We start from the raw sequence: 25,498 nt of genomic DNA on the forward strand, positions 1-25,498 counted from the left end.
AGTCGATAGCATGGTGGGCATGACCAAGCCCTTCCTCATGCTGACCTCGCGCGACGACGGCCCCGTCCTGGCCGCAGAGACCGCCGACCTGCCTCGCTTCTCGGGACTGACCCCCGACCAGGTCCGCCAGGTGCGCATGGAGAGGGAGCTGCCCGACCTTGACCTCTCCGAGTACTCGGGTGCTTTCGTGTGCGGGTCCCCGTGGGACGCGAACGCCGACGACCACCTGAAGGAAGAACGCCAGGTGCGCGCCGAGGCATGGCTGCGCTCCTTCTACGACCGGGCGCTGGGCGAATCCTTCCCGATCCTGGGCCTGTGCTACGGGCTGGGTACCCTCACCCTGCACCTGGGCGGCGTCATTGACACCCATCACGGTGAGGAAATCAGCGGTATCGCGCTGACGAAGACCGACGCGGGGCGCGAGGACCCGCTCCTGGAGGGCACGCCTGACCGCTTCCACTCCTACGTTGGCCACCACGAGGCCGTGCGCGAGCTGGCCCCGGGCATGCAGGTCCTCCTGGCCGGTGACGACACTCCGATCCAGATGGTGCGTGTGGGCGAGGCGGCGTGGGCGACCCAGTTCCACCCCGAGATGGACCTCGAGGGCGTCAACGTGCGCATCGACCAGTACGCGGGCCGCTACTACCCGGTGGAGAAAGCCGAGGCGATCCGCGCCCAGGTTGCGACCGTGGACACGGATCCCTCGCGCCTCGTCCTCCAGAACTTCGTGCGCCGATTCCAGCGCTGACCCTCGCCCGACGGGCGGGGCCGCGTGGCGCGGCGCGGTTAGCGGGCCTTGCGGCGCAGGTAGGAGAAGATCACCACGGTGACGAGGGCTAGGACACAGGTCGTCAGCATCGAGTAGCGGTAGGCCGTCAGGTCGTCTGTGAGGGGCACGAATGCGCTCACCATCGCGGTAACGACGCACAGGCCCGCACAGACGAGGCCGATACGCTCGACGATGAAATAAGCCGGAGTTGTCCAGAAGATCCGGCGCGCAGATCCCGGCAGCTGCCTGCCAAAGAAGGTTGCGCAGATAGCCAATGTGAAGGAAGAGGTCCTCAAACGGCCAAGTTCGGTCATTGAGTACACCATGAGAAACACGATGGCGACGAGAGCAACAATGAAAAGAACGCGGATTATTTGCTCGATTTCGGGACGCTCCGGGGAGGAGTTTTCGGGATTCGACATGCCCACCACTCTAGCGGGACGCGGCGCGAGGCAGGCGCCCCTCGCCAGCTAGTGGGCGAGGGGCACCTTCACCGCGGACTCTTGCCGTGGGTGCCTGTCTGCGTGTCTAGCGGGCGGGGGGAAGAAGCCCGCGGCGGCGCGCCCGCTCCTTGGAGACGAGGAGAATCGTATAGAAGCAGAAGGCGACAAGCGCAGCGCCCATGGCAACGTTCCGCGGCATGTTGTAGGGATCGGGGCGGACGCCGTGGTCCGTGACATCACCGACGATGACAGCGGCGGTAGATACGAGGGAACAAGCCATCACCACCCACTCGCAGGCCCGAAATGCCCGGTGCGCGCCCGGAATCGGACGCGAATAGCCAGGGGCCAGGGAAGCGAGGAGCAACGCTGCGTCGGCGAGCCCGTAGTCAGGTAGGCGGTTGTCCTTCCCGAAGAAGGTGCCGCCAATCGAATAGACGACCGTACCGATCAACAGCGTGAAGAAGAAGTAGCGGAGGACCTTGTCGACCCGCGAAAGCCCTGCGGTTTTGCCGATAAGGTTCTGCTCGATGGTGGACATAGCGATCACGACCTTGTGAACCAGAGATAGCGACCATCGCTATATCCTCATTGTCCACGCAGGGGGATCTCTGTCAAGTACTTTCGGCGTGCACTTTTCTCTAGCGGGCAGCCTTGCTGGCGGCCTCCGCCGTCGCCACGGCCTCGAGGAGCCTGCGCACAGACGCCACGCGGGAAGAGCGCTCAGACCTCACCCGATCCGCCTCCTCATCCCCGGCCTCGTCGAGGGCGAAGGGACCGGTGGCGCGCGCGTAAGCGTCAAGCGCGCACGAGGGCTCTTCCTCGCCGTGCGAGCACAGCGGCAGACACCAGGCGGCGGCCTCTGCGACGTCCGGGAAGACGCCGAGCACGTCGGCGACGCTCACGTGCCCCAGGCCAAAGGATCGCACGCCGGGCGTATCTACAATCCAGCCGCCCTCGTCCAGCTCGAAGGCCTCCGAGGACGTGGAGGTGTGGCGCCCGCGTCCTGTCACCTCGTTGACGTGGCCCGTCGCGCGGCCCGCGCCCGGCACCAGGAGGTTGATGAGCGTGGACTTACCGACCCCCGAATGCCCCACCAGCACCGACCAGTGGCCGGCCAGCAGGTCCCGCAGTTCGGTGACGCCCGGATCGGACTCCCCGGCCTCGGCGCTCGTGAGCACCACCCGCAGGTCGAAGTCCTCGTAGGCGGCGATCAGCTCGTCCGCGCTGGCCAGGTCCGCCTTCGTCAGGACGAGGACGGGGTCGAGGCCCGCCTCGAAGGCGGCGACCAGGCAGCGGTCGATCATGCCGGTGCGCGGCGGGGGATCCGCCAGTGCGACGACGATGCACATGGTATCGGCGTTCGCGACGATCGCCTTCTCGCCTCGCTGATCCGGGGCGTCCTCGAGGGAGCGGCGCAGCACCGAGGAGCGTTCCTCGACGGCGACGATGCGCGCGAGCGTGTCGGGGCGCCCCGACAGGTCGCCGGTGAGGCGCACGCGGTCGCCCATGATGACGGAGCCTCGCCCCAGCTCGCGGGCGCGCACGGCGACCACACGGGTGCCGTCCGCCTCCAGGCTCACCTGGTAGCGGCCGCGGTCGATGCCGATGACGCGGCCCAGCGGCTTGGAGGACCAGTCGGGCCGGTCTTTCGTGCGGGGGCGTGAGCCCTTGCCGGCGCGTACGCGCACGCGCGGGTCGTCGGTTCCAGTGTCGCGGCGGGCCATCACTCCTCCTCCTCGATCGACAAGGCCGGGGCAGCCTGGTCGCTTCCCTGACCGTGAGCGCTCACTAAGGAAGCCCACATGGCCTCGAAGGTCGGCAGCGTCTTGGAGGTGCAGGCGATGTCGTCGACCGTGATGCCGGGCGTGATCAGGCCCAGGATCGCGCCGAAGGTCGCCATGCGATGATCCGCGTACGAGCGGATCTGTGCGGCGTGGAGCGGGCGCGGCGTGATGATCAGGCCGTCCTCGGTCTCTTCAGCCTGCCCGCCGGCGCGGTTGATCTCGGCGACCAGGGCCGCCAGTCGGTCGGTCTCGTGTCCGCGCAGGTGCGCGATGCCGCTCAGGTGCGAGGGGGTCGAGGCGTAGGCGCAGATCGCGGCCAGGGTGGGGGTGAGCTCTCCGACCTCGGCCATGGTCGCCTTGATGCCCGGGTAGTTGCCGGCGCCGGGACCACTCAGGGTCAGGCCCTCCTCGTCTAGGGTGATGGTCGCGCCCATGTGACCGAGCAGCGCGCGCCAGGCGTCGCCCGCCTGCGTTGTCGCCCCCGGCCACGCAGGGATGCGCACGCGCCCGCCTGTCACCATTGCGGCGGCCAGGAAGGGGCCGGCGTTGGACAGGTCCGGCTCGACTGTGATGTCGCCGCCGCGCGGACGGGACGGGAAGATGTGCCAGGTGGAGAGGTTCGCGCGCCCCTCGTCCACGACCTCCAGGTCGATGCCCGCGCCCGCGAGGGACGCCAGCGTCATTTCCACGTGAGGCATCGACGGGACGACGCCCGGAGCCGACACGAAGAGCGGATCACCCACGAGGGGAGAGACGAGCAGCAACGCGGAGAGGAACTGCGAAGAGGACGAGGAGTCCACCCAGGCCTGCGCGCCCAGCGGCGTGTGGATCGGGCCTTGAATCGTGAAGGGCAGGTGCCCGCGCTCACCGTGATACGTAACGGTCGCGCCCATGCGCACCAGGGCGTCCAGGAGCGGACCCAGCGGGCGCGCGTAAGCCTGCTCATCCCCGTCGAAGAGCGTCTCCTCGGGGGACAGGGCCGCCAGGGGAGGCAGGAAACGCATGACGGTGCCGGCCAGGCCGCAGTCGATGCGACCGCCCCGCGGCGGCAGCGACATCGGCGTGACGCGCAGGATGCCCGCGCCCTCGTCCTCGACGTGTGTGCCCATCACCTCCAAGGCATCCGCAAACAGGCGCGTGTCGCGCGCGTCCAGGGCACCCCGAATGACGGAGGGGGAATCGGCGACGGCTGCCAGGTAGAGGGCGCGCGCCGTGATCGACTTCGAACCCGGCACCTCGACTGTGGCATCCACGGGGGAGGTGGCCAGGGGAGCGGGCCAGGGCGCGCTCACGAAGCGGTGCCGCTCAGACGCTCCACGACGGCGGCCTCGGCCGCAGCGATCGCGCGGCGCTGGTCGCGGCGCATCGCGTGGGCGACGAGGGCCGAGGGCTGTCCGACGCGGTCCGTCGACGCGAGGAGGACGCCGGCAGCCAGACCCGCCTTATTTAGCGTGCGGTAGCGGCGGCGCTTGATCTGCTCCTTGGACAGACCGCGCGTCGTGCCCGGCAGGGGAGCATTCACGAGGGCCATCGGCGCGCCGATCGCAGCCAGGGTCAGGGCGGCCACGCGGGGCTTGCGGCCGAGAGCGAAGCGCAGACCCGCGACGACCGTGACCGCACCCGTCACACGGGTGGCAACGGCCAGCTGCTGATCCGTCAGCGGCTCCAGGCCGACCGCGCCGGTCGCCTTGTCGATGAGAGGGCGAACGCCCGCGGCGCGCTCCACGTGGAAACGCGGATGCATGAGGGCATCAACCCCATCGGCGATGAACGGGGCGGCGAGCAGGGGACGGGCAACAACGCGCAGCAGATTCATACCCCTATTGTTCGACACCTTTGCCCCTGGGGGAAGCCGAACGGCCTGCCCACTCCCAAACAACGGGGAGAAAGTGGCGCAACGCACAATTGCAGAGGGTTGTGGAATATAGAGGGGTGTGAGGCGTTCCCCTCAGTATGACCGCCCATCGACCACTCCCATTCGCGCCGCACGCTTGCGCGACTACGCTGGGAAGCGATGGATACGACAACCCCCTCACCGACGCCGCAGGCACCCGAGGCCGCCCCGGCCTCGTCCGCTCTGGATGGTGCCGAGCTCGAGGCGCGCTTCATGGACGAAGCGATGCCCCTCATGAACCAACTCTTCGGCGCGGCACTGGGCATGACCCGCAACCGCGCCGACGCGGAGGATCTGGTTCAGGAGACCTACCTCAAGGCCTTCCAGAAGTTCCACCAGTACCAGCCCGGCACCAACATCAAGGCCTGGCTCTACCGGATCCTCACCAACACCTACATCACCAGCTACCGCAAGGCGCAGCGTTCGCCCAAGCGCGCCTCCAGCGACACCGTCGAAGACTGGCAGCTGGCCGATGCCGCCTCCCACTCGGAGGTTGGCCTCAAGTCTGCGGAAGTCGAGGCGCTCGAGGCGCTTCCTTCCGCTCAGCTGCGCGACGCCCTCGATTCGCTCTCAGAGGAACACCGGATGGTTGTCCTCATGGCTGACGTTGAGGGTATGAGCTACAAGGAAATCGCCGAAGAACTAGGAGTTCCCATGGGGACCGTCATGAGCCGACTGAACCGGGCGCGCAAGAACCTGCGCTCCGCGCTGGCCGACGTCGCCGCGGAATACGGGATCGGAGGAGCCAAGTGAACACTGACGTGACCTGCCAGGACGTCCTGGACGCCCTATACGAACTGATCGACTGCGAGGAATGCGACCGCCGCAGCGGCCTCATCGACGCCGGATCCGTGCCCGGGCCCGATGCGCGCGCCCGCGCCCTCATGATCAAGCACGTCGCCACCTGCGCGCACTGCACTGACGCCCTGGACGCCGAGCGCCACGTGCGCGCCCTCATGCGCGGCTGCTACGAGACCGAGCAGGCCTCCGATGCGCTGCGCGCCCGCGTCGTCGCATCGATCACCAGCGTGTCCGTCACCTGGCGCTAGGAGCGCTGCGACGACGTGTGACCGCGTCGCGCCGCGCGGGCTGACGAGGCCGGGGTTGCCGCCCGTTTTTCGGTGACCTTCGTCGCCGCGAACGGCCTGTGCCTTGGTGGTTTGGGCCAATGTGTGCAAAAATGCTTCAGTCTAGACAACAAACCCAAGGAGAATGACATGTCGAAGCGGGGTCGTAAGCGTCGCGATCGTCGTAAGCACGGCGCGAACCACGGCAAGCGTCCTAACGCCTGAGCCGAATACGTTGCGCGCCCGGACCGGTTGGTCCGGGCGCGTTTTGTATGCGCGTTGTGTATGCGTTTTGTTTGCGCCGCCGGCGGGAGCCAGGTGCGGTTCCGGCGGCGAGCAGAAACGGCCTTCAGTCACCGGCACTGTCCGCCCTTTGCTGCTTCCTCCGGTGGCTAGGGGGAACATGCGCAGTGAGGAGCGAACCACTCTCGCAGCGTATCCTGGTACCTGTTGGCGCGCGGGTGCGTCCCGGTGCGCGCAGACTGATTCGTCGATACGAAAGAGGTCCCATGTCCCTCCAGATGCGTCTCGTTCACGCCCGCAAGGGGCTCACGCCTCCCGCGCTGCACACCGAGGAAGCCGCGCGTGAGATGGCGGCGGGTGCCCCGCAGCAGCACCCCATGCCTGCGTCGATGCGAGCGCGTTTCACGGCAACATGCGATAAAGGCGTGACCCGCGTGCTACCGAAGCAGGGCCTGCGCTCGGGCGGCGCTCTCATCTTCTTGCATGGCGGTGCCTACCTCTTCCCGCTGGTTGACGGCCAATGGGGCATCGTCGAGGGCCTCATCGACCGCACCGGCCTGCCCGTCATCATTCCGGACTATCCGCTCGCCCCCGAACACACCGCTGCAGAAGCGTTCGACTTCGTCCAGCCCATCATCGACGAGGCGCAGGCCGAGTTCGGTCGCGTCATCATCTTTGGTGACTCGGCGGGTGGCGGCCTGGCGCTGTCCCTCGCCATGCAGCGACGCGACGCGGGTACGCGTCAGGTGGACGGCCTCGTCCTGTACGCCCCGTGGGTGGACGTCACCATGACGAACCCGGCGATCGAGGAGATGCAGCGCCGCGACAAGATCCTGCGCGTGCCCGGGCTGGCGTGGGCGGGCCGCGCGTGGGCTGGCGAGCTGGACCCGGCCGACTGGCGCGTCAGCCCCCTGTACGGTGACCCAGCGGGCCTGCCGCCGATACGCGTCTTCCAGGGGGACGCGGACATCGTCGGCCCCGACGTGATCGAGTTCGCGCGCAAGGCCGCTCGCGCTGGCGTGGACGTGCGCCTGCGCGTGGAGCCGGATGGCTTCCACGTGTATGTCCTGGGCGTTCCCACCATTCCCGAGGCTGAGGCCGCCCTCGACCACAGCGCGCGCTTCATCTCGGGGATCCTCACCCAGGCGTGAGACGACCCGTTTCACGCGTCGTTGATCGAGGACGACGGTTGCAGGTAACCCCGCGTCGCCCGGTACCGATACGACTAGTCGAGGCTCGCACACCAGGGGTCGGCTGGGCGAGGGAGGCGCACGCCAATGGCACACTGCCGCGTGGCGGGAGGATGTGGCCTCAGTCGATGCGCGCCTCGACGATGGACCACGTGTGGGGGTAGACCTCCATGGTCATGGAGGCGGACCCGGAGCGCCGAGCGCAGGCCTCGTAGAGGACGCCCGTGAGACCGCCGCGCGAGGCGATGTCGCCCGCATTGTCTGTTGAGATGACCGTGGCGCGCTTGGTGCCGTCAGCGAGGGTCATCGTGAAGGTGTTGTCCCATCCGTTGTCGGGCGTACGATCGGCGCGCGTCCCCGGGTTTGATCGTGGCATCTGCTCGAAGCTGCACGAGGTGACGGTGACGGTGGTGGTGCCCTCCTTCAGGTCGCGGAAGGCGGGCAGGCCGCGGCTGATTGACTGGAATCCCACGAATAATGCGGTGACGCACAGGACGACGATGCCGAAGGAACGCTGGTTGTATCTCTCGATATCGACGTCGCGCTTGGCGCGCCGAACACCGAGGTACGCGAACGCGCACGCGATGAGGAGCCCGGCGACGAGGACGAGCCCAACGCCGCAGGCCTGCGCTTTCCACACGACGCGATCGCGGCCGAAATCTGTGTGATCTCCGATGAACCAGAAGAGGGCGATGGCAGCAATGACCAGAGCCACGAGGACGGCCCCGATGGAGGTGGCGATCTTCTTGAGGACGCCTGCGCCTGTCGAGCCTTGCGCGGGCGAGGAAGCCCGACGAGGAGAGGAAGCGGGGTTGCGTGACATGGGTTCCCTTTCGGGTCGCAGAGGTTGGGGAAGAGGTCGGGGCACTAGCGCAGGCCTCCTGGGCATGTCGGCCGAGCAATCAGTTGTTGATCCTCGCGGTCGCGACGACCCTCGAGTGCGTGTAGTAATCGATGGTCATGGTCGCGTTGCCGGAGCGCAGGGCGCAGGCCTCGTAGAGGACGGCTGTCACGTCCCCTTGCCTCGCAATCTCATCCTTGCTGTCCGTCTCAACGGTCTGCGTGTGGGTCGAGCCATCCTCAAACGTCATGATGAACTGGTTCTTATACACGGTCGAGACGCCGCTGCGGTAGCGTGACCGACTCGTCTTGTACTGGTCGAAGCTGCATGACGTGACCGTGACAGTGTGTGGGCCGTCGGCGACGTCAAGCACCGCGGGAACGCCGTTCGACAGCGCGTAAATGGCGAATCCGAAGCCAAAGACACCGACCATGCCCAGGCCGAGCTGGCGTTGTTGTGCCACTTTCTCGTCGCCCTGTGCGCTCGCTATGAGGTAGTTGCGCCGCGTAGCGGCATAGAGGGGAATCATGGCGAGGGCGAAGACGAGTGCAACGGCGCACTTGATGAGGGTCCAGACGATCCGTTCCGTGCCGAAGTCGAACATTTCGCCGAAGAAATAGAAGACCATGCCGACGAGGAGACCCACGAGCGCGAGCAGAAGCCACCACCCCGTGTGCTTCTTCGGTGCCTTGCCCTCGCCGGAAGGATCGGTGGGGGAAGGAACACTCTGAGAGGCTGCATCAGTGTCTGACGATGCGGCGTACGCCTCCCCGTATGGGGACCCCTGGAATGCCCAACCCTGGTACGACAGCGGTGGCCAGGAAGACTGCGTGTCGCCCGCTTGCGGCTGCGGCACCTGCGGCTGGTTGGCGGGTTGACTGCCGTCAGTGGACGGATCGAAAGGCGACGGATAAGGATACTGATTGCTCATGGCTGCTGCCTGTCGGACGGGTGCATGATGACGAGCCTAGGGCCTCTCCACAGGATCGGGTGAGGTTCCGGGAGAATCCCGGTGTGCGGTTGCGACCAGGCACCGACTTGCTCGTCACTCTTCACAGTACCGCTCACGGCCTCGATGAGGGCGCACATCTCACCCATGCGACGTGGGCATCTTGGGCCCAGACGCGATCGAGTTCGCCCGCAAGGCGGCACGCGCTGGCGTCGACGTGCGCCTGCGCGTGGAGCCGGACGGCTTCCACGTCTACGTGCTCTCAGTCCCCGTTATTCCCGAGGCCGAGGCCGCCCTCGACCACAGCGCGCGCTTCATCTCGGGGATTCTCACCCAGCCGTGAGCCGACCCGTTTCACGCCCCGTTTCACGGCCTCGCTGATCGAGGGCAAGAAGCCGCCGATGAGTACGTGCGTCGAAGTGACGGCGAGCCTCGTCAATCCAGCCTTGCTTGATCGATGATCCACGAGTAGTAGTAGACGTCAAGTGTCATCGAAGTTGTCCCTGGATTCTTGATGCAAGCACTGTACAGGACTTCGTCGATGCGTCGGTCATCGAGAAATACGCGGCTATCGATGACTGTCTGACGGGTGGTTCCATCGGCCAGGGTCATGATGAAGTGATAGTCAGCGACGGACATGGTTCGGTAGCGTCCATGTCGTTCTCGGCGCGAAACAATTTCGCGTGTGCACGATGAAACGGTCACTGTCTGCGGACCGGTGAAGAGATCGAAGACGACACGCGTCCCGTAACCTAGAGCGTTGTAGGCGCTTGGAATCAGAATAAGCACCGGTATCACGAGAGCTGTGGCTCGTTTGTGCAAGCCCATTGCAGTGCCAGCTCTCTCGCGCTTGTCGAACCATTGAAACAAGTAGGAAATGGCGGCGATGCATGCGAGCATGATGAGAAACGCTGTGCCGTAGGAGAAAGTCAGCCAGCGGAACCGCGCGGGGCCATGAGGGGAAATTGTGTCTGCCAAATGGCCCAAACCATACAAGATGAGAGTGAGGACGATCCAGAACGCTGTCCCATAGCGCTTCTGCTCTTTCGTCAGCGAACTTGTTGGGGATTGGGGTGTGGTAGACGTGTTCTTACGCTTGCTCATGGGGGCTTCAATGGTGGTACTGCGGGTAGCGGTGCTCAGTCGCGTTCTTTGCGGTGCCGACGTGGCCTATGCGAGTCTCGTATAGCGAAACCGATTGAATAATAGATGGCACATCCAATGATCCCGCTCAGGATAATAGCCGCGCAGATGGGGATGATGACGGGAACGGCGATGGGTGACATGCGTGCGAATTGGATGATCATCCAGCACACAATTGCGGTGAGGCTCCCCGCCGCTACCGCGATGGCAGTGCGCGAGATATGGGGTTCATCAACGGAGGGTTGATCGGGGGAGAGAGGCGCTTCGTTGCTCATAAAAACCGTTTCAGCTGGGACGGAGACGGACGAGGCTGTTTATTCCATGTCACTGCCCACCTGCATAGGTAGCGTGGTGTGGATTGAAGGCGGGGAGTTTTTCGGTGATGGTGTCTCAGTGGTGCCGTGTGGCCTCGTGACGACGAGGCTCGGGCTGGGCGGGCGCCCCCACCTCGTCGGTGAGAAAACGCAGCATCCTACTCAACCCGCGCGTTGACGATGATCCAGCTGTGGCGATAGACCTCAAGTGTCAGAGGTGAGGCCCCCTTCTTGTCAGCGCACGCTTCGTAGAGGGTGTTGTAGACACCGGTCGCGTCGTAGGCGGTGCTCAAGCGAGTCGTGTGCTTCGAGCCGTCGGTGAGGGTGAGATCGAACCTGTAGGACGTAGAGGTGCCTCTCCGTCGCGAGCGCATTCGGAGTTCACTGTAGCTGCACGACTTGACGGTGACGGTCTGTGTTCCTTCGATCGTGTCCGCAACCGACTGCACGGAACCAATGACCGCCATCGTTCCGACGATGAGGACGGGGATGGAGAGAACCACGAGCCAGACGATTGGCTGACGCATGTTCGTCCTGTCGCCAGCGCGCTTCGCTCGGTTCATACGGAGAGCCGTCATGACAATGATGACCGCACAGATGAGCATACTGATGGTGCCCACGGCGCTCGCGATGCTTTGCCACGTGAGTTTGATGTCGCCCACGTCGTAGAAATTGCTCAGCACAAAATAGGCAACGACACCGCTGAACGTGAGGAACTTCAGGACGTTGAGCACCGTCGCGTAGTTCGTGTTCATGACCGGACGGCCCACGTTGCCCAGTCCATGCGGCTGCATTGGGACCTGGCCCGGGAAGGGCTGCTGAGGATACATGCCGCCCTGGTATTGGCCGGGCTGCGGCTGCATCGGGACCTGGCCCGGGAAGGGCTGCTGAGGATACATGCCGCCCTGGTACTGGCCGGGTTGCGGCTGCATCGGGACCTGGCCCGGGAAGGGCTGCTGAGGAGGATAACCGTGGGGGTATTGGTTGCTCATGGTGTCTCGCTGGTCAGTGGGGTGGTGTCCTCGTACGGAGGCTAGCTCAATGTTGGGCGTGCACCGACAATACTACGGGTGCGCGTGAGCGTGGGGGCACATGGCCGAGAGGTGATGATGAGTCGGCAGAGGTATTCGTTCATGGACAGGTACTCGCTAGACGATGCGCGCGTCAGCGATGATCTGCGTGCGCGGATACAGGTCGAGGACCAGTTTCTTCGATGAGGGGTGGTGCGACAAGCATCCGTTGTAGAGGGTGCCGCGGATGCCCGATGCCAACTGCAAGTCGTCCTGCTTTTCTGTTTTGATGACGAGGACAAGCTTGCTCTTGTCGCCGAGTGTCATGTTGAATTCGTTCTGATAGCTGCTCGGGATGGTGTTTGTTGGTGAGCTCTTCACCGGACTTTGGTAGAAGTAACACGAGGCGACTGTCCTGGTCTGGGGTCCTTCGTTGAGGTCGCGTGCTGCCGGCACTGCGTTGCTGATCGCGATGACTGCGGCGGCAAGTCCGACGAGGCAGATGAGGGCATACCCGGACGCCCGAGTTTCGGCCGTCTCGTTCTCGCCTTCTGTGAACAAGATGCGCGCGTAGCGCACTGTGGTGGGGACAAAGGGAATACACAAACCTGCGGCTGCGAGCCCGAACAGGCATGCGGCGAACTGCCATTGAAGTTTGCCCGTGCCGAAATCGTTGGCTTGGGCCATTGTGATGCTCGTGAAAAACAGCGCGGCGATCACAACTGCGAGACCCGCGAACACGTCGGTGCTAATCGGGAGGGTGAAGGCCTTCGTGGACTCGTCCTCGCGTGTGGGACTGTCCTGAGGGTCTGAGCCTGTCGACGTCGCGTGAGGGCGTGCAGTGGTGGGCGACGATGAACGATCCTGCTGCGCAGCGGTTGAAGGGGAGGCGGCGCGGGGTGCAGGCGCCGTCGGCTCGCTGTCCGCATGCGCCTCGGAGATGTACGGGGGCGGGTCCGCGTTGGGTTTTTCTTCCTCGGTGTGAGGGGTGGAAACTCCGTATGGGAACGCGGGATCCGGCCCGTCTGCGGAGGGCTCAACGGGCACCGGCGCGTTGCGTGGCACCCGGTGCGCAGCCTCCACGTTCTCCTCGGGCAGTGCGGGTTCCGACCCGGTCGGCGGCGCGTATGGATTGTTACTGCTCATGCCGGGATACTACACGTCCGCCGGGGTCGCTCCCGTCCACTCGTACCAGCCCTGGTGCTGGACGATCCAGGCCATGAGGGCGTACCCAGCCTGGCCGGGCAGGGTTTGCCCGTCCGCGCCTCGCGCCAGGGAGGCGGCCATGTCCTCGAACCACTGGTCGTGCGCGACCAGAGGCGTGTAGCAGTCGACGAAGGGGATGCCTCGGCGCGCGCACACCTCGGAGCATGAGGAGGACAGCGCCTTCAGTGAACCGGAGTCCACGCCAGCGAGCGGTGGGGGACCCACGACGAAGCTGGGGATGCCCAGAGCGGTCGCCCGGTCGGTGATGTTGGCCAGGTTCAGGCGCGAGCGGGCCGTCGAAATGCCGGCCGCGACGTCGCCAGGGCCCACACCGATGACGAGGCCGTGGGGCTCGCCCTCGGCCAGGCGCGGCAGGACCTCGGCCTCCCAGCGCGCAGCCATCTGCTTCGTCGTCTCTGAGGGTACGGCGAGGGTCAGGAACGTGGCGGGCAGATCGAAGGTGGAGTGCGCGTTGACGCGACCGACCCAGCCCAGGCCTCGGGGGTCGCCGACTCCTGCGACGAGCTCGTCTCCGATGAAGCAGATCCGCATGGTGTTCCTTTCCGGTGCCTCCCGCGCCCCCGGTGGGAGCGCCGGCCCTCGTTAGCCTTCGAAGGCCTGCGCAATAAGGGTAGCTGCTTGCTCCTTGTGAAGCGAGGCACGTCCCGCTGCGGTCGTGGCCGACTCGGGGCGCGAGACCACGCGCACGGGGCGTCCCAGAGACGGGAAGAGGTTGAGCGCCAGGTGCGGCCACGCGCCCTGGTTACGAGGCTCGTCCTGCACCCAGGTCACCGACGCATTCGGGTACTGAGCCAGGGCCTCGGCCACCTCGGCCTCGGGCAGCGGGTAGAGCTGCTCCAAGCGGATGATCGCCGTCGACGTGTCGCCGCGGTGCTCGCGCTCCTTGACGAGGTCGTAGTACAGACGGCCCGAGCACAGCAGGACGCGCGTCACCGACGACGGATCGGTGATCGAGGAGTCGCCGATGACGGGCTGGAAGGCACCCGAGGTGAACTCGTCGAGGTGCGAGGAAGCGGCCGACAGACGCAGCAGCTGCTTGGGCGTGAACGCGATGAGCGGCTTGCGCGGGCGCTTGTAGGCCTGCGTGCGCAGCATGTGGAAGTAGTTCGCCGGCGTCGAGGGCTGGACGATCCACATGTTGTCTTGGGCGGCCAGCTGCAGGTAGCGCTCGATGCGCGCGCTCGAGTGGTCGGGTCCCTGACCCTCGTAGCCGTGGGGGAGGAGCATGACGAGCGAGGAACGCTGTCCCCACTTCTGCTCGGCCGAGCACACGAACTCGTCGATGACGGTCTGCGCGCCGTTCGCGAAGTCGCCGAACTGGGCCTCCCAGATCGTCAGCGTCTCGGGGCTTTCCAGCGAGTAGCCGTAGTCGAAGGCCAGTACGCCGTACTCGCTCAGCGGGGAGTTCCACACGTCGAAACGCGCCTGGTTCTCGGTGAGGAATCGCAGCGGCGTGAACTCTCGGCCGTCGTTCGCGTCGTGCAGGATCGCGTGACGCTGGACGAAGGTCGCGCGGCCCACGTCCTCGCCGGACAGGCGCACGCCGGTGCCCTCCATGAGGAGTGTGCCGAAGGCCAGGAGCTCCGCGAAGCCCCAGTCGATGGGCTTGTTGCCCAGCGCCATCTCGAGGCGGCGCTCGCACAGCTGACGCAGCTTCGGGTGGGGCTCGAAGCCCTCCGGGAAGCGCGTGTGCGCGCGGCCGATGCGGCGCAGCTGCTTGGCGGGGGCAGCAGATGTCCAGCCGATCATCATGCCGATGCCGGGCATCTGGGACTCCGGCATGGTCCATTCCTCGTCGGGGGATTCCCCGGCCCCGCCCACGCCGACGGTGAGCGCCGGGTCGTGCGTGCGGCTGCCCGGGTTGATCTCGGACACCGAGGAGGCGCCGCCCGCGCGGGTCTCCTCGAGGATGCGCCCGAGCTCCGCCTCGTACTGGGCGATCGACTGGCGGGCCTCGTCCTCGGTGAGCTGGCCGCGACCCACGAGGCCGCGGATGTACACGGCGCGCGTGGAGGGGATGCGGTCGATGAGGGAGTACATGACGGGCTGGGTCATCGACGGGTCGTCGCCCTCGTTGTGGCCGCGGCGGCGGTAGCACACCATGTCGATGATGACGTCCTTGTGGAAGGCGTTGCGGTACTCGAAGGCCAGGTGCGCGCAGCGGATGACGGCCTCGGGGTCGTCCGCGTTGACGTGCAGGATCGGGACTTGCAGGCCCTTGGCCAGGTCGGTCGCGTAGCCGGTGGAACGGCCCTGCGTCGGGCCCGTCGTGAAGCCGATCTGGTTGTTGACGATGATGTGGATCGTGCCGCCGGTCTTGTAGCCCTCCAGCTGGGAGAGGTTGAAGGTCTCCTGGACGACGCCCTGGCCGATGAAAGCCGCGTCTCCGTGGATGAGGATCGGGATGATCGGCAGGTCCGGGTCGCCCAGGTGCTCCTGCTTGGCACGAACGATGCCCTCGAGGACGCCGTCGGCGGCCTCCAGGTGCGAGGGGTTGGCGGCCATGTAGACCTTCGTGGCCAGGCCGTCGTCGAGGGAGTACACGCCCCACGTGCCCAGGTGGTACTTGACGTCGCCCGAACCCTGGACGGAGTTGGGCATGTAGTTGCCCTCAAACTCGTCGAAGATCTGCGCGTACGACTTGCCTGCGATGTTGGCCAGCACGTTGAGGCGTCCGCGGTGCGCCATGCCGATGGCGACCTCGTGGATGCCGGTGCGCGCCGAGTCTGCCAGGATGTGGTCGAGCAGCGGGATCAGTGACTCGCCGCCCTCGAGGGAGAAGCGCTTCTGGCCCATAAACTTCGTCTGGAGGAACTCCTCGAAGGCCTCGGCGCGGATGAGGGTGCCAAGAATGTGGCGCTGCGCGTCGGGGGACGGGGCCTCGTACGGGCGCTCGATGCGCTTCTGGACCCATGCGCGCTGCTCGGGGTCCTGGATGTGCATGTACTCGATGCCGACCGTGCGCGTGTAGGTGTCGTGCAGGCGCGTGAGGATGTCACGCAGCAGCATCTGGTCCGAGTCGCCGAAGCCGCCGGTGGGGAAGGGGCGATCCAGGTCCCACACGCTCAGGCCGTAGGACGACAGATCGAGGTCGGGGTGGCGACGCACGCGGTAGGCCAGAGGGTCGGTGTCGGCCGCGAGGTGGCCGCGCGAACGGTAGGCGTGGATGAGTTCCGCGATGCGCGCGGGCTTGCCCTTTTCGTGGTTCGGATCGTAGTCGTAGTCCGCTTCCCACGCGTAGGGGCGTGCGGGGACGTGCATCGAGGTGAAGACGCGCTCGTAGAAGCCGTCGCGGCCCGAGAGCTTGGCGTCCACGAGGGCCAGGAGGCGACCCGACGCCGCGCCCTGGATGATGCGGTGGTCGTAGGTGGAGGAGAAGAACATCGTCTTGCCGATGCCGAGGGCGGCCAAGCGCTTGGGGGAGACGCCGCGGAATTCCGCCGGGTAGTCGGTGGCACCCACGCCGATGATGAGGCCCTGGCCGACCATGAGGCGCGGCACGGAGGTGGTGGTGCCCAGCGTGCCCGGGTTCGTCAGCGTGACGGAGGCGCCCTGGAAGTCGGCGGTCGTCAGCGTCGCCGTGCGGGCGCGCGCAACGAGGTCCTGGTAGGCGTCGACGAACTCGGCGAAGGTCAGGGTGTCGGCGTCGTGGATGACGGGGACCTTCAGGGAGTGGTTGCCCTGCGCGTCGGCCACGTCGATGGCCAGGCCGAAGCCGATGTGCGCGAGCTGCTCGACCGCGGGCTTGCCGCCTTCGATCGTGTAGCGCACGTTGAGGTCGGGCATCTCGCACAGCGCCTCCACCAGGGCGTAGCCGATGAGGTGCGTGAAGGAGACCTTGCCGCCGACGGTGCGCGCCAGATGCGCGTTGATGAGGGCGCGGTTTTCGATGAGGAGCTTGGCCGGGATCTGGCGCTGGGAGGTGGCCGTGGGGATGGAGAGTGAGGCCTCCATGTGCTTGGCGGTCGCGCGCGCCGCGGACTTGAGGATGTGGAGCTCGTCGTGCGAGGGGGCGCCCTGGAAGAGCGTGAAGGCCGCGCGCCCGTGCTGCTGGCGCGTGTAGGGGCTGGTGGCCTCGGCGACGGCGGCGGGCGGGGCGGGCGGCAGGTCGGAACGCGTCACGGAGACGACGTGTGCGTGCTCGGTGGCGGCCGCCTCGGGCGCATCGTCTTCGATATCGAGGGTCGGCGGGGTGACCGTCACAGGGGCGACATGGTCAACTGGGGGTGCGGCATGGGCCGACGAGGCCGGGGCTGGTTCCGGCGTTGAGGGAGCGCCCTCGGGGATGTCGGGACGCTTGGCGCGCAGCTGTGGGGGAGCGGACTCGGTGGAGAAATAGGCACGCCAGGAGGGATCCAGGAGCTGTGGATCGCGCTCGTAGAGGTCTCGCATCTTTGCGATGTACCACTGCGGATCGGGCTGGGAAGCGGTGGGAGTGGGCACGTGTTCCTCCGTAAGTGTCGCGCCGCGCGATCAGGTTATTTCCCACGCGGCCATACCTTGACAATCGTACCGCCGCGTGATCGTCTTCACGAAACCTGGTATACCTTTGGCGTGTACTTCAAGGGCCTTTGGTCCGTTGAAGAATGATTGTTGGCACATGGCCCGCGGTGTGTGGAAATGCGCGCTGGGGGAGGCGGGCTGGGCCGCTAGACTGTAACCATCATGGACTGCGACACTGCCGGCTTTATGGCCGCTCTTTCTCACCCCTTATCCGCGCGCGTACCCGCGACCCGCCCCGGCCTCGTCGAGGGGGCCACGCGATGATGACCGTCCTCATGCTTCTGCTCGGCGTCGTCCTGACCGCCGGTACTTTCATCTTCGTCTCCGCCGAGTTCTCGCTCGTCGCGGTTGACCAAGCCGTCCTCGACAAGAAGGCCGAGGAAGGGGACCGAGGGGCCGCCTCCGTCCTGCGCGCCACCCGCACGCTGTCGACCCAGCTGTCGGGCGCGCAGGTGGGCATCACGCTCACCACGATCCTGCTCGGCTACACGACGCAGAGTGCGCTGGCCGACCTGCTGGAGGACCTGCTCGGATCGGTCGGCCTCGCCTGGGGGCTTGCGACCGGCATCGCCGCATTCGTGGCCGCCGCGTTCATCAATGTCTTCTCGATGCTCTTCGGCGAACTCGTCCCCAAGAACCTTGCACTGGCCCACCCCCTGGCCACCGCCGTACGTGTCGTCCCCTTCCAGATGGCCTTCACCGCCATCGCCCGCCCCGTCATCTGGGTGCTGGGCGGGACCGCGAACTGGGTGCTCGCCCGCATGGGCATCGAACCCCAGGAGGAGATCTCCTCGGCGCGCTCCGCCTCCGAGCTGGCTGCCCTCGTCGAGCACTCCGTCGAAGAAGGCACCTTCGACATGTCCACGGCCGACCTCTTCGTCAACACGATCCGTATGTCCACGCTCAGCGCCGCCGACGTCATGACCGACCGCGGCCGCCTGCACACCCTCAGCGAGGGTGACAGCGCCCAGGACGTGCTGGACCTGGCCCGCGAAACCGGACACTCGCGGTTCCCGGTGATCGGTGACGACTCCGACGACATCCTCGGCCTGGTCTCGCTGCGTCGCGCGGTCGCCGTGCCCGCCGACCGTCGCGCCGAGGTCCCCGTCATCTCCTCGTCCCTTATGACCGACGCGCCATCGGTTCCCGAGACTGTGCCGATCGGTCCCCTCATGGTCCAGCTGCGTGACGAGGGCCTGCAGATGGCCGTCGTCGTCGACGAGTACGGCGGCGTGTCGGGCATCGTCACCCTCGAGGACGTCGTCGAGGAGATCGTCGGCGAGGTCTCCGACGAGCACGACCAGCGTCGCCTTGGCATCCGCCCGCGCCCCGACGGGACTTTCCTCGTTCCCGGCACGCTGCGTCCCGATGAGCTTGCGCGCCGCACGGACATCAACCTGCCCGAGGACGGCCCCTACGACACGATTGGCGGCCTCGTCATGAACGAGCTGGGCGAGATCCCGGTCGTCGGATCGCGCGTGAGCGTGGACGGCATCGGCATTGAGGTCACCCAGATGCAGGGACGACGCGTCGCTCAGGTGGCGATCACGCCCGCCCCCGAGGCCGAGGACGAGGAGGTGTCGCTGTGAGCGTGGGAGTTGGTCTCGCCATCACCGTGGCCCTGCTGGCCGTCAACGCTTTCTTCGTCGCCGGCGAGTTCGCCGTCACCTCGACGCGTCGCTCGCAGGTCGAGCCTCTCGCCGACGAGGGTGCGCGCGGCGCGGCCGCCGCGCTGTACGCGCTGCAGCACGTCTCCCTCATGTTGGCGATCTGCCAGCTGGGCGTGACGGTCGCATCCACGACCCTGGGCGTCGTCGCCGAGCCCGCGATCGCCCACCTCGTCGAGTCGCCGCTCGAGCGCCTGGGCGCGCCCGATGCGACCAGCCACGTCGTCGGCTTCGCCGCCGCCCTCGTCGTTGTTCTCTTCTGCCACGTCGTCTTCGGTGAGATGGTCCCGAAGAACATCTCGATCGCCGCCCCCGTGCGTATGTTGCTGATCCTGGCCCCCGTCCTCGTGCGCCTGGGCCACGTCCTGCGCCCGATTATCGAGGCCATGGACCGCTTTGCGAACTGGTTCGTGCGCCGGGCCGGTTACGAGCCGCGCTCGGAAATCTCGGCCTCCTACACGATCGAGGAGGTCGCCTCGATCGTCGTCGCCTCGCAGGAGGAGGGCGTACTGACCGACGAGTTGGGCCTGCTCAGCGGCACCCTGGAATTCTCCGAGGAGACGGCCGGGACAGCGATGGTCCCCCTCGACAAGCTCATCGTCCTGCCCGAGGGTGCCACCCCGGCTGACGTGGAAGAACAGGTCGCCCACACGGGCTACTCGCGCTTCCCGATCGCCGGCGACGACGGCTCCATCGTCGGATACGTGCACCTCAAGGACGTCCTGTACGCCACCGGTGAAGATCGCGAGCAGCCGATCACCCCGTGGCGCATCCGACGCCTCGAGGCCGTGTCCGCCGACGACCAGGTCGAAGACGCGCTTCGCCACATGCAGCGCACCGGTGTGCACTGCGCCCTCGTGCACGATGCGGGAGCAGTCGTCGGCATCCTCTTCCTCGAAGACATCCTCGAGCTGCTGGTCGGCGAAGTCCGAGACGTTCTCCAGCGCCCGTGACGAGCCGGGATCCGCAAGGTACATTAGATCGAGGTCGAAACTTCGTGACGAACACAGACAAGGGGGAGAGCGTGAGCGACACCGAGTGCCCGCTGCCCAAGCGCTCGCAGCTGCGCGCGGCGCGCCCCCACGACGCGGACGACCAGCAGGAGAACCCGACGACGTCGGCGATTCCGATGACTGACGAGGCCTCGGCCCCCACCCTTGATCCCGCGACGGATCGAGAGGACGCGGAGGAAACCCCGGCCTCGTCGATGGGGGAGCGACGACGCAATGTTCACCCGGTCGGCTACGTCCTGCGCGCCCTCCTTGTGCTCGGGTTGGCGGGCACGACGATCGCCGTGCCCATGACGGGACGCGTCGGATCCGACTCCTCCCTGACCGTGCCCGCGCGAGCCTTCGGCGCGTCGGTGGGTGGCCCCAGCTGGGCCTTGTCCTCCGCGCTGCCCCAGGCCACCGCCCTGGACGCGACCCTCACCGCGAACTCCCGCGCCAAGGCCAAGGCCCCCGTGTCCATCACCGGCTGCGCGTCGGGCAACGGCGCGGACGGCAACCGCAACGTGCGCGTCGTCGCCGACACAATCTACTGGCCGCTCCCGCAGGGGACCTACACGATCACCTCGCCCTTCACGATGCGTATTTCGCCCGTGTCCGGCCAGCTCCTGGCCCACGAGGGTATCGACATGGCAGCCCCGCTCGACACCCCCATCACCGCTGTGTACGGCGGCGTCGTCGAGGAGGTCGCGGAGAACTCGCGATCGGGTGCCTATGTGCAGATCAAGCACACGAAATCTGACGGCACCGTCTTCCACTCCGCCTACCTGCACCAGTACATGAACAAAATTAAGGTGAAGGTCGGCGACACCGTCACCGCCGGGCAGGTCATCGGCGCGGTCGGCAACAACGGCTGGTCGACGGGCCCGCACCTGCACTTCGAAATCCACGACTCCTCGGATACCCCCGTGGATCCGGACGCGTGGATGCAGGCAAACAAAGCTGTTTATCTCGGACAGGAGTCTTGCTCATGATGCCCGTCACCATGCGTCAGGGGCCCATCGTTTTCGCCCACCGCGGCGGCAGCGAGGAGGCCCCCGAAAACACGATGAGCGCCTTCGCCTACGCCTACGATGCCGGGATCCGCCACGTGGAGACCGACGCCCACATCACCGCCGATGGCAAGGTCGTCATCTGCCACGACGAGACCGTGGACCGCTGCTACGACGGTACTGGCGTGATCGCTCAGATGACGTGGCGCGAGCTGTCCAAGCTGCGCCACCGCGACTCCGGGGAGCAGATGCCGCTGCTCGCCCAGGTCCTCGAGGCGTTCCCGGACATGTACTTCAACATTGATGCGAAGGAGCCGGGCGTCGAAGGCCCGCTCCTCGACGTCATCGCCGACCACGGAGCGGCCGACCGCGTGCTCGTCGCCTCCTTCTCCGAGCCGCGCCTGCGCGCCGTGCGCGACATTGCCGCCTCGGATCCCTCGCGCGCGGTCGCCACGTCACTGGGCACCGAGGCCGTCGTGCGCCTCGTGGGCGCCGCGAAGAGCGCCACGAACCCCGCCTGGTGGCACGTACCCGGCCCGCGCCAGGGCGCCATCGCCGCGCAGGTTCCCATGCACCAGGGCCCCATCCGCGTCGTTGACGAGCGCTTCGTGGCCACCGCCCACACCCTGGGCCTGGCCGTCCACGTGTGGACCATCAACACGGTGGCTGACGTGCTGCGCCTCCTCGAGGTCGGCGTCGACGGCATCATCACCGACCGCCCCGTCTTCCTGCGCGACTTCCTGGACCAGCGCGGCCTGTGGACGCAGCCCCCGGCTCCGGGTTCTGTTTCGGGCCCCAGGGACTGAGGTTATTGCTTGAAATGGCGGGCGCGCACCGGCGGGTGCACGCCCGCCAATCCACCTGAACAAACGTGTTGATTGCCTCGTCGATGAGGCTCTGGGAAAACGAGTAGTAGAGGGAAACGCCGATGTGGGTACTGGGAGCTTTCATTCTCGGAACGTTGGGCCTCCTCATGTGGTACATGAGAATGTTCTGTGACAACCCGACCGCCGAGCTGTGGCGGAGCGTGGGGCTCGGGTTTCGTCTGGGAAGGATCCTTGGAACGGGGAGGGCCGCTCAGAACTTCACTGCAGTGTCGTTTCCTGCAATCTCGACGGCATTCTTACTGATAGCCCCCGCGAAATGCGCCGAGTCGCTTGGAGCACCTACATGGTTGATTGTCAGTCTGGTTGGCGTATCTATGCTTCTCATGATCGCTGCTTTCATCGCTATCATCCCCTTCAAGTACCCCGATTGCTTTTATGAAGATTGGCAATATGCCAAACGGCACGGCCTCTTAGAAGAAGGAAAGGCCGGGAAGAAATCCTCTCAGAACCGCGATTCCGGCGGGGTAGATCGTCACGTGGGCACAGGCGTGACGATGCGTGTGGCTTCCGGTTGGAGGCAGCTGTCCGAGGAGGAACGCGGAGAGCTCGGGGATCTCGGCCAGGATGAGAGTATTCGCTTCATTGCCGTCGCAGAGGCGACAGAGGGGTACGTGCCGAACATCGTTATTACTGAAACTGAGGTCTTCAGCGGCAAAGGCGACAAGGAACTCCTCGACGACAGCGCTCGTCGCCTGGCTGAGCCGCATCCTGGATGCCGCCTCATTGACGACACCGTCGCGCCGTATCCCACGTCGCGTACCCGCCTCATCACGGGCGTGTACACCCTCAACGGCACCTCGATGACTGTCTCGCAGCTCGTGTGGCTCACCCGGCATAGAAACGAAGGGGACGAGGAACCCCGTCGATTCCTATGGGCCGCGACATGTACGTGCGCGAGTAGTGACTTCCCAACGGTTATTGCCAGCTTCATGGAGATGGCGCAGACCCTGGAGGTGGAATCGTGACCGCAGAAGGAACCACGGCCTCGTCGCCGGAGGAGCTCGTCGTCTCCCTCGAACAGGCGAATGCGCTTATTGACCTCATTGGTATACGGGAAGGGCACAACGCTCTATCGAGTGCGTTGCCGGTCAGTGGACTCATGGCCGCTGGCCTCGCCGATTCCAACGGCCTCATCGGTGACGCTGAGGCGATGCTGGGCCCCGCGCGCACGGTCGACTCGCGCCTCGCTATCCGCATCGTCTCACCGAGGCCGAGCATCGGGGTGCGCAATGTGCGGATCTGGCCCTCGCGGCCGCTCTCGGTCGTCATGCGCGTCGAGGATGACGGCGCGCACTTCACCCAGGTCGATGACTGCGATGTCCCGCGTATCCTCGCCGAGGAGACTCTCATTAAGCCCGGGCCGACCATCCATGACGGCCCGCCGTGGATCTCCGCCGACTTCGTGCAGGCGGTGCGTGACGTGGACCTGGAAAGGGCGCAGTCAGCCCTGATCGATGTGGCCGCCAAGGGCCCCAGTGACTCTCACTTTTCGCAGGACTGCTGGCACAAGCGCTGGAGCGTCGTGCTCTGCGTGCGGGAAGAGCGCACCCCGGGCGGGTGGAAGGATGCCGGGCACGTCGAGTGCATCATCACCGACCACATGCACGCGCAAATCCACGCGCCCCTCGATCCTCGCGCGCTCGCCCTCATGCGGGAGCGGAACGCACCCACCCTGGACGCTCCGCCGCGCACGGCGCTGTGGGGGTTCTTGATGGAGCTGCTCGCCAAATAGTGTGACTTGTGGGTGTCGCTTCGGCATAACGAAACGAGGGGGACGGAGCCGCTTGGCTCCGACCCCCTCGACGCGTCCGTCAGGATTGCCGACTCACTCGTTGCCGCTGAAGTCGGCCACGGCCTCGTCCAGGCCCGCGCGACGGATGCGCACGAGCGACAGGAACACCAGGCCGGCAGCCAGAGCGATGCCCAGGCCTCGAACCAGCCAGGTCTCGCCCACGAAGATCATCGCCATGGCGGCCAGGACGGGCACCAGGAGCGTGAACGCGTAGCCGATGTAGCGGCCGAACGACGGCATGGGCACGCCGTCGGACTCGGCGACCGACTTGACCATGAAGTTCGGGCCGTTGCCGATGTACGTGATAGCGCCGCAGAACACGGCGCCGAGCGAAATCGGGATCAGGTAGTACTCGGGCACGCCCGCGACCAGGGTGCCCTCGCCGCCGGAAGCCTTCGCCATCTCGAAGAACGTCATGTACGTCGGGGCGTTATCCAGGATCGAGGACAGGCCGCCCGTGAACACGAAGTACGTCATGCGGGTCAGCGGCAGCGACGGGGCGATCTGCTCCAGGTAGCGCAGCGCCGGCGCCATCGTCGAGAAAATACCGATGAACAGGGTCGCAACCTCCATGATCGGAGCCCACGTGAACGCGTTCTCCTCGAAGCGCACCTTCTTGTCCGAGAGCTTGTAGGACAGACCCGCGACCGTGAACATGATGACCTCGCGCCACGGCACCAGGTCGACCCACGAGTGGACGTGGCCCTCAGCCAGCGCCTCGCCGTCCCACGACGGAGCGAAAGCCACGGACAGGATGATGATCGCAAAGAACAGCAGGTTGATCTTGCCGTGCAGGCTCAGGGGCTTGACCTCGCGGTCGTCGGCCTCGATGGAAGCGGTGTCCTCGGAGGCGTAGCGCACGCGGTCGATCGAGTAGTACGACAGGAGCAACAGCACCAGGACGAACAGCCATTCCTTCCACAGCGCGAACGTCCACGCGAACGGCACACCGTGCAGGTAGCCGAGGAACAGCGGCGGATCGCCGAGCGGAGTCAGTATGCCGCCACAGTTCGCCACAATGAAGATCGTGAACAGGACCGTGTGCACGCGGTGCTTACGTTCCTTGTTCGTCTCGAGGAGCGGGCGGATCAGCAGCATGGCCGCGCCCGTCGTCCCAATGAACGAGGCCAGGAGGCCGCCGATCGCCAGGAAGATCGTGTTGTTGCGCGGCGTGGCCTTGATGTCGCCGGCCAGGTGAATGCCGCCGGAGACCACGAACAGCGCGAAGAGCAGCGCGATGAACTGCACGTACTCCACGCCCGTGGCGATGAGCGGGCCGGTGCCCGCCTTCATGAACATCCAGATCGTCGTCGGCACGCCCAAGAGGAGTGCGACGGACAGCTGGGAGGATTCCTTCTCCCACCAGTGCGAGGTCTTCGGGATGATAGGCAAGAGCGCGATGCATGCGAGCATCGCAACGAAGGGGAGCAGGCTCCACCAGGGGTAGGTCATCGGCCAGTCCTTGGTTGACGATAAATACGCTCACCATTTTATGGGGTGGGGAGCGGGGTGCGGAGTGTTCCAGGAGGTGGGAGTGGCCTCATCGACGAGGCCGGGGCGCGTTCGCTCGCGGGTTTCCGCTGGGTTAGACGCGGGCATTGTGAGCGGTGTGGATATGAGTGGCACCCCGAACAGGACTCGAACCTGCGACCTCTTGCACCGGAGGCAAGCGCTCTATCCGCTGAGCTATCGGGGCAGCTCGGTCAGTTTAGCAGGGTTTCATACAACCACGCGGGACGGTGATGTGTGCCATACTAGTGGGCGTTGCTTGTTTGA

Annotated in this window: 24 protein-coding genes, 1 tRNA gene and 1 pseudogene; 12 read left to right on the forward strand and 14 right to left on the reverse strand. The window is 66.1% G+C overall.

The features are described from left to right. Positions 1-19: 19 nt before the first annotated feature. Positions 20-748 (forward strand): glutamine amidotransferase-related protein, encoded by a 729-nt coding sequence (locus tag FBF35_RS03220; RefSeq protein WP_060567172.1) that lies wholly within the window; start codon positions 20-22, stop codon positions 746-748. 38 nt (positions 749-786) lie between these two features. Here the strand turns inward: FBF35_RS03220 and FBF35_RS03225 are convergent, their stop codons facing one another. The 5 genes from FBF35_RS03225 to FBF35_RS03245 form a co-directional block, all read right to left on the reverse strand. Further along, positions 787-1,191, reverse strand: coding sequence for a hypothetical protein (locus FBF35_RS03225; protein WP_060566607.1), 405 nt, complete (start codon positions 1,189-1,191; stop codon positions 787-789). A gap of 106 nt (positions 1,192-1,297) precedes the next feature. After that, positions 1,298-1,750: a hypothetical protein gene (locus tag FBF35_RS03230; protein ID WP_060567174.1), complete on the reverse strand. Its 453-nt coding sequence runs from the start codon at positions 1,748-1,750 to the stop codon at positions 1,298-1,300. 100 nt (positions 1,751-1,850) lie between these two features. Further along, positions 1,851-2,936 carry a ribosome small subunit-dependent GTPase A gene (gene rsgA / locus FBF35_RS03235; RefSeq protein ID WP_060566610.1) on the reverse strand — a complete coding sequence of 362 codons (1,086 nt, stop codon included), beginning with the start codon at positions 2,934-2,936 and terminating at the stop codon, positions 1,851-1,853. Next, a complete protein-coding gene (gene aroA, locus FBF35_RS03240) occupies positions 2,936-4,288 on the reverse strand; it encodes a 3-phosphoshikimate 1-carboxyvinyltransferase (protein WP_060566611.1) in 1,353 nt (450 codons plus the stop codon). The genes rsgA and aroA overlap by 1 nt, the downstream gene beginning before the upstream one ends. Further along, on the reverse strand, positions 4,285-4,812 hold the full coding sequence (locus FBF35_RS03245; RefSeq protein WP_060566613.1) for a DoxX family membrane protein: 528 nt from the start codon (positions 4,810-4,812) through the stop codon (positions 4,285-4,287). Before FBF35_RS03245 ends, aroA begins: the two co-directional genes overlap by 4 nt. A gap of 198 nt (positions 4,813-5,010) precedes the next feature. Here FBF35_RS03245 and FBF35_RS03250 point away from each other — a divergent pair, with 198 nt between their 5' ends. From FBF35_RS03250 to FBF35_RS03265, 4 genes are all read left to right on the forward strand, one after another. Beyond that, positions 5,011-5,643, forward strand: a complete 633-nt coding sequence (locus FBF35_RS03250; protein WP_060566619.1) for a sigma-70 family RNA polymerase sigma factor — start codon at positions 5,011-5,013, stop codon at positions 5,641-5,643. Next, on the forward strand, positions 5,640-5,939 hold the full coding sequence (locus tag FBF35_RS03255; protein ID WP_060566621.1) for a hypothetical protein: 300 nt from the start codon (positions 5,640-5,642) through the stop codon (positions 5,937-5,939). The genes FBF35_RS03250 and FBF35_RS03255 overlap by 4 nt, the downstream gene beginning before the upstream one ends. Before the next feature lie 168 nt (positions 5,940-6,107). After that, entirely contained in the window at positions 6,108-6,182 is a 75-nt protein-coding gene (locus tag FBF35_RS10730) for a 50S ribosomal protein bL37 (RefSeq protein WP_106406425.1), read from the forward strand. Between the two features lie 284 nt (positions 6,183-6,466). After that, positions 6,467-7,351: an alpha/beta hydrolase gene (locus FBF35_RS03265; protein WP_060566623.1), complete on the forward strand. Its 885-nt coding sequence runs from the start codon at positions 6,467-6,469 to the stop codon at positions 7,349-7,351. Positions 7,352-7,511: 160 nt separating this feature from the next. Here FBF35_RS03265 and FBF35_RS03270 read toward each other — a convergent pair whose 3' ends face one another. Then, on the reverse strand, positions 7,512-8,213 hold the full coding sequence (locus FBF35_RS03270; RefSeq protein ID WP_060566625.1) for a hypothetical protein: 702 nt from the start codon (positions 8,211-8,213) through the stop codon (positions 7,512-7,514). Positions 8,214-8,292: 79 nt separating this feature from the next. Next, entirely contained in the window at positions 8,293-9,162 is an 870-nt protein-coding gene (locus FBF35_RS03275) for a hypothetical protein (protein WP_060566627.1), read from the reverse strand. 169 nt (positions 9,163-9,331) lie between these two features. Here FBF35_RS03275 and FBF35_RS03280 point away from each other — a divergent pair. Continuing rightward, positions 9,332-9,523 (forward strand): annotated as a pseudogene (locus tag FBF35_RS03280) (alpha/beta hydrolase); the annotation flags it as partial. Between the two features lie 92 nt (positions 9,524-9,615). Here FBF35_RS03280 and FBF35_RS03285 read toward each other — a convergent pair. From FBF35_RS03285 to FBF35_RS03310, 5 genes are all read right to left on the reverse strand, one after another. Next, positions 9,616-10,284: a hypothetical protein gene (locus tag FBF35_RS03285; RefSeq protein ID WP_060566632.1), complete on the reverse strand. Its 669-nt coding sequence runs from the start codon at positions 10,282-10,284 to the stop codon at positions 9,616-9,618. A gap of 511 nt (positions 10,285-10,795) precedes the next feature. Next, complete coding sequence (locus tag FBF35_RS03295; protein ID WP_131726638.1) at positions 10,796-11,629, reverse strand: hypothetical protein; 834 nt, start codon at positions 11,627-11,629, stop codon at positions 10,796-10,798. 156 nt (positions 11,630-11,785) lie between these two features. After that, positions 11,786-12,793, reverse strand: a complete 1,008-nt coding sequence (locus FBF35_RS10610) for a hypothetical protein (protein WP_241772556.1) — start codon at positions 12,791-12,793, stop codon at positions 11,786-11,788. A 9-nt stretch (positions 12,794-12,802) separates the two neighbouring features. Then, complete coding sequence (locus tag FBF35_RS03305; protein ID WP_060566640.1) at positions 12,803-13,405, reverse strand: GDSL-type esterase/lipase family protein; 603 nt, start codon at positions 13,403-13,405, stop codon at positions 12,803-12,805. Between the two features lie 51 nt (positions 13,406-13,456). After that, positions 13,457-17,317 (reverse strand): multifunctional oxoglutarate decarboxylase/oxoglutarate dehydrogenase thiamine pyrophosphate-binding subunit/dihydrolipoyllysine-residue succinyltransferase subunit, encoded by a 3,861-nt coding sequence (locus FBF35_RS03310; protein ID WP_060566643.1) that lies wholly within the window; start codon positions 17,315-17,317, stop codon positions 13,457-13,459. Between the two features lie 320 nt (positions 17,318-17,637). Between FBF35_RS03310 and FBF35_RS03315 the strand changes: the two genes are divergently transcribed. The 6 genes from FBF35_RS03315 to FBF35_RS03340 all read left to right on the forward strand — a co-directional run bounded on the left by FBF35_RS03315 (position 17,638) and on the right by FBF35_RS03340 (position 23,662). Continuing rightward, the gene (locus FBF35_RS03315) at positions 17,638-18,966 is read left to right on the forward strand and encodes a hemolysin family protein (protein ID WP_060566645.1); all 1,329 of its coding nucleotides are present in this window, start codon (positions 17,638-17,640) and stop codon (positions 18,964-18,966) included. Beyond that, the gene (locus tag FBF35_RS03320; protein ID WP_060566647.1) at positions 18,963-19,997 is read left to right on the forward strand and encodes a hemolysin family protein; all 1,035 of its coding nucleotides are present in this window, start codon (positions 18,963-18,965) and stop codon (positions 19,995-19,997) included. Before FBF35_RS03315 ends, FBF35_RS03320 begins: the two co-directional genes overlap by 4 nt. A 44-nt stretch (positions 19,998-20,041) precedes the next feature. After that, entirely contained in the window at positions 20,042-21,025 is a 984-nt protein-coding gene (locus tag FBF35_RS03325) for a M23 family metallopeptidase (RefSeq protein WP_060566649.1), read from the forward strand. After that, positions 21,022-21,849, forward strand: a complete 828-nt coding sequence (locus FBF35_RS03330) for a glycerophosphodiester phosphodiesterase (protein ID WP_060566651.1) — start codon at positions 21,022-21,024, stop codon at positions 21,847-21,849. The genes FBF35_RS03325 and FBF35_RS03330 overlap by 4 nt, the downstream gene beginning before the upstream one ends. 404 nt (positions 21,850-22,253) lie before the next feature. Continuing rightward, positions 22,254-22,895, forward strand: coding sequence for a hypothetical protein (locus FBF35_RS03335; RefSeq protein WP_131726639.1), 642 nt, complete (start codon positions 22,254-22,256; stop codon positions 22,893-22,895). Further along, positions 22,892-23,662, forward strand: a complete 771-nt coding sequence (locus FBF35_RS03340; RefSeq protein WP_060566655.1) for a hypothetical protein — start codon at positions 22,892-22,894, stop codon at positions 23,660-23,662. Before FBF35_RS03335 ends, FBF35_RS03340 begins: the two co-directional genes overlap by 4 nt. 93 nt (positions 23,663-23,755) lie before the next feature. Here FBF35_RS03340 and FBF35_RS03345 read toward each other — a convergent pair whose 3' ends face one another. Then, the gene (locus tag FBF35_RS03345; RefSeq protein WP_060566657.1) at positions 23,756-25,174 is read right to left on the reverse strand and encodes a sodium:proton antiporter; all 1,419 of its coding nucleotides are present in this window, start codon (positions 25,172-25,174) and stop codon (positions 23,756-23,758) included. Positions 25,175-25,342: 168 nt separating this feature from the next. Then, a tRNA-Arg gene (locus FBF35_RS03350) sits at positions 25,343-25,418 on the reverse strand. Between the last annotated feature and the right edge of the window lie 80 nt (positions 25,419-25,498).

Source organism: Schaalia odontolytica, from assembly GCF_005696695.1.
Taxonomy (GTDB): Bacteria; Actinomycetota; Actinomycetes; order Actinomycetales; family Actinomycetaceae; genus Pauljensenia; species Pauljensenia odontolytica_C.

Bases quoted from the DNA above. Each gene is read 5' to 3' on its own strand.
- FBF35_RS03245 (WP_060566613.1), bottom strand. From the start codon at position 4,812: ATGAATCTGCTGCGCGTTGTTGCCCGTCCCCTGCTCGCCGCCCCGTTC.
- FBF35_RS03330 (WP_060566651.1), top strand. From the start codon at position 21,022: ATGATGCCCGTCACCATGCGTCAGGGGCCCATCGTTTTCGCCCACCGC.
- FBF35_RS03270 (WP_060566625.1), bottom strand. From the start codon at position 8,213: ATGTCACGCAACCCCGCTTCCTCTCCTCGTCGGGCTTCCTCGCCCGCG.
- FBF35_RS03225 (WP_060566607.1), bottom strand. From the start codon at position 1,191: ATGTCGAATCCCGAAAACTCCTCCCCGGAGCGTCCCGAAATCGAGCAA.
- FBF35_RS10610 (WP_241772556.1), bottom strand. From the start codon at position 12,793: ATGAGCAGTAACAATCCATACGCGCCGCCGACCGGGTCGGAACCCGCA.
- rsgA (WP_060566610.1), bottom strand. From the start codon at position 2,936: ATGGCCCGCCGCGACACTGGAACCGACGACCCGCGCGTGCGCGTACGC.
- FBF35_RS03345 (WP_060566657.1), bottom strand. From the start codon at position 25,174: ATGACCTACCCCTGGTGGAGCCTGCTCCCCTTCGTTGCGATGCTCGCA.
- FBF35_RS03335 (WP_131726639.1), top strand. From the start codon at position 22,254: ATGATCGCTGCTTTCATCGCTATCATCCCCTTCAAGTACCCCGATTGC.
- FBF35_RS03305 (WP_060566640.1), bottom strand. From the start codon at position 13,405: ATGCGGATCTGCTTCATCGGAGACGAGCTCGTCGCAGGAGTCGGCGAC.
- FBF35_RS03295 (WP_131726638.1), bottom strand. From the start codon at position 11,629: ATGAGCAACCAATACCCCCACGGTTATCCTCCTCAGCAGCCCTTCCCG.
- FBF35_RS03265 (WP_060566623.1), top strand. From the start codon at position 6,467: ATGTCCCTCCAGATGCGTCTCGTTCACGCCCGCAAGGGGCTCACGCCT.
- FBF35_RS03220 (WP_060567172.1), top strand. From the start codon at position 20: ATGACCAAGCCCTTCCTCATGCTGACCTCGCGCGACGACGGCCCCGTC.
- FBF35_RS03230 (WP_060567174.1), bottom strand. From the start codon at position 1,750: ATGTCCACCATCGAGCAGAACCTTATCGGCAAAACCGCAGGGCTTTCG.
- FBF35_RS03275 (WP_060566627.1), bottom strand. From the start codon at position 9,162: ATGAGCAATCAGTATCCTTATCCGTCGCCTTTCGATCCGTCCACTGAC.
- FBF35_RS03315 (WP_060566645.1), top strand. From the start codon at position 17,638: ATGATGACCGTCCTCATGCTTCTGCTCGGCGTCGTCCTGACCGCCGGT.
- FBF35_RS03250 (WP_060566619.1), top strand. From the start codon at position 5,011: ATGGATACGACAACCCCCTCACCGACGCCGCAGGCACCCGAGGCCGCC.
- FBF35_RS03285 (WP_060566632.1), bottom strand. From the start codon at position 10,284: ATGAGCAAGCGTAAGAACACGTCTACCACACCCCAATCCCCAACAAGT.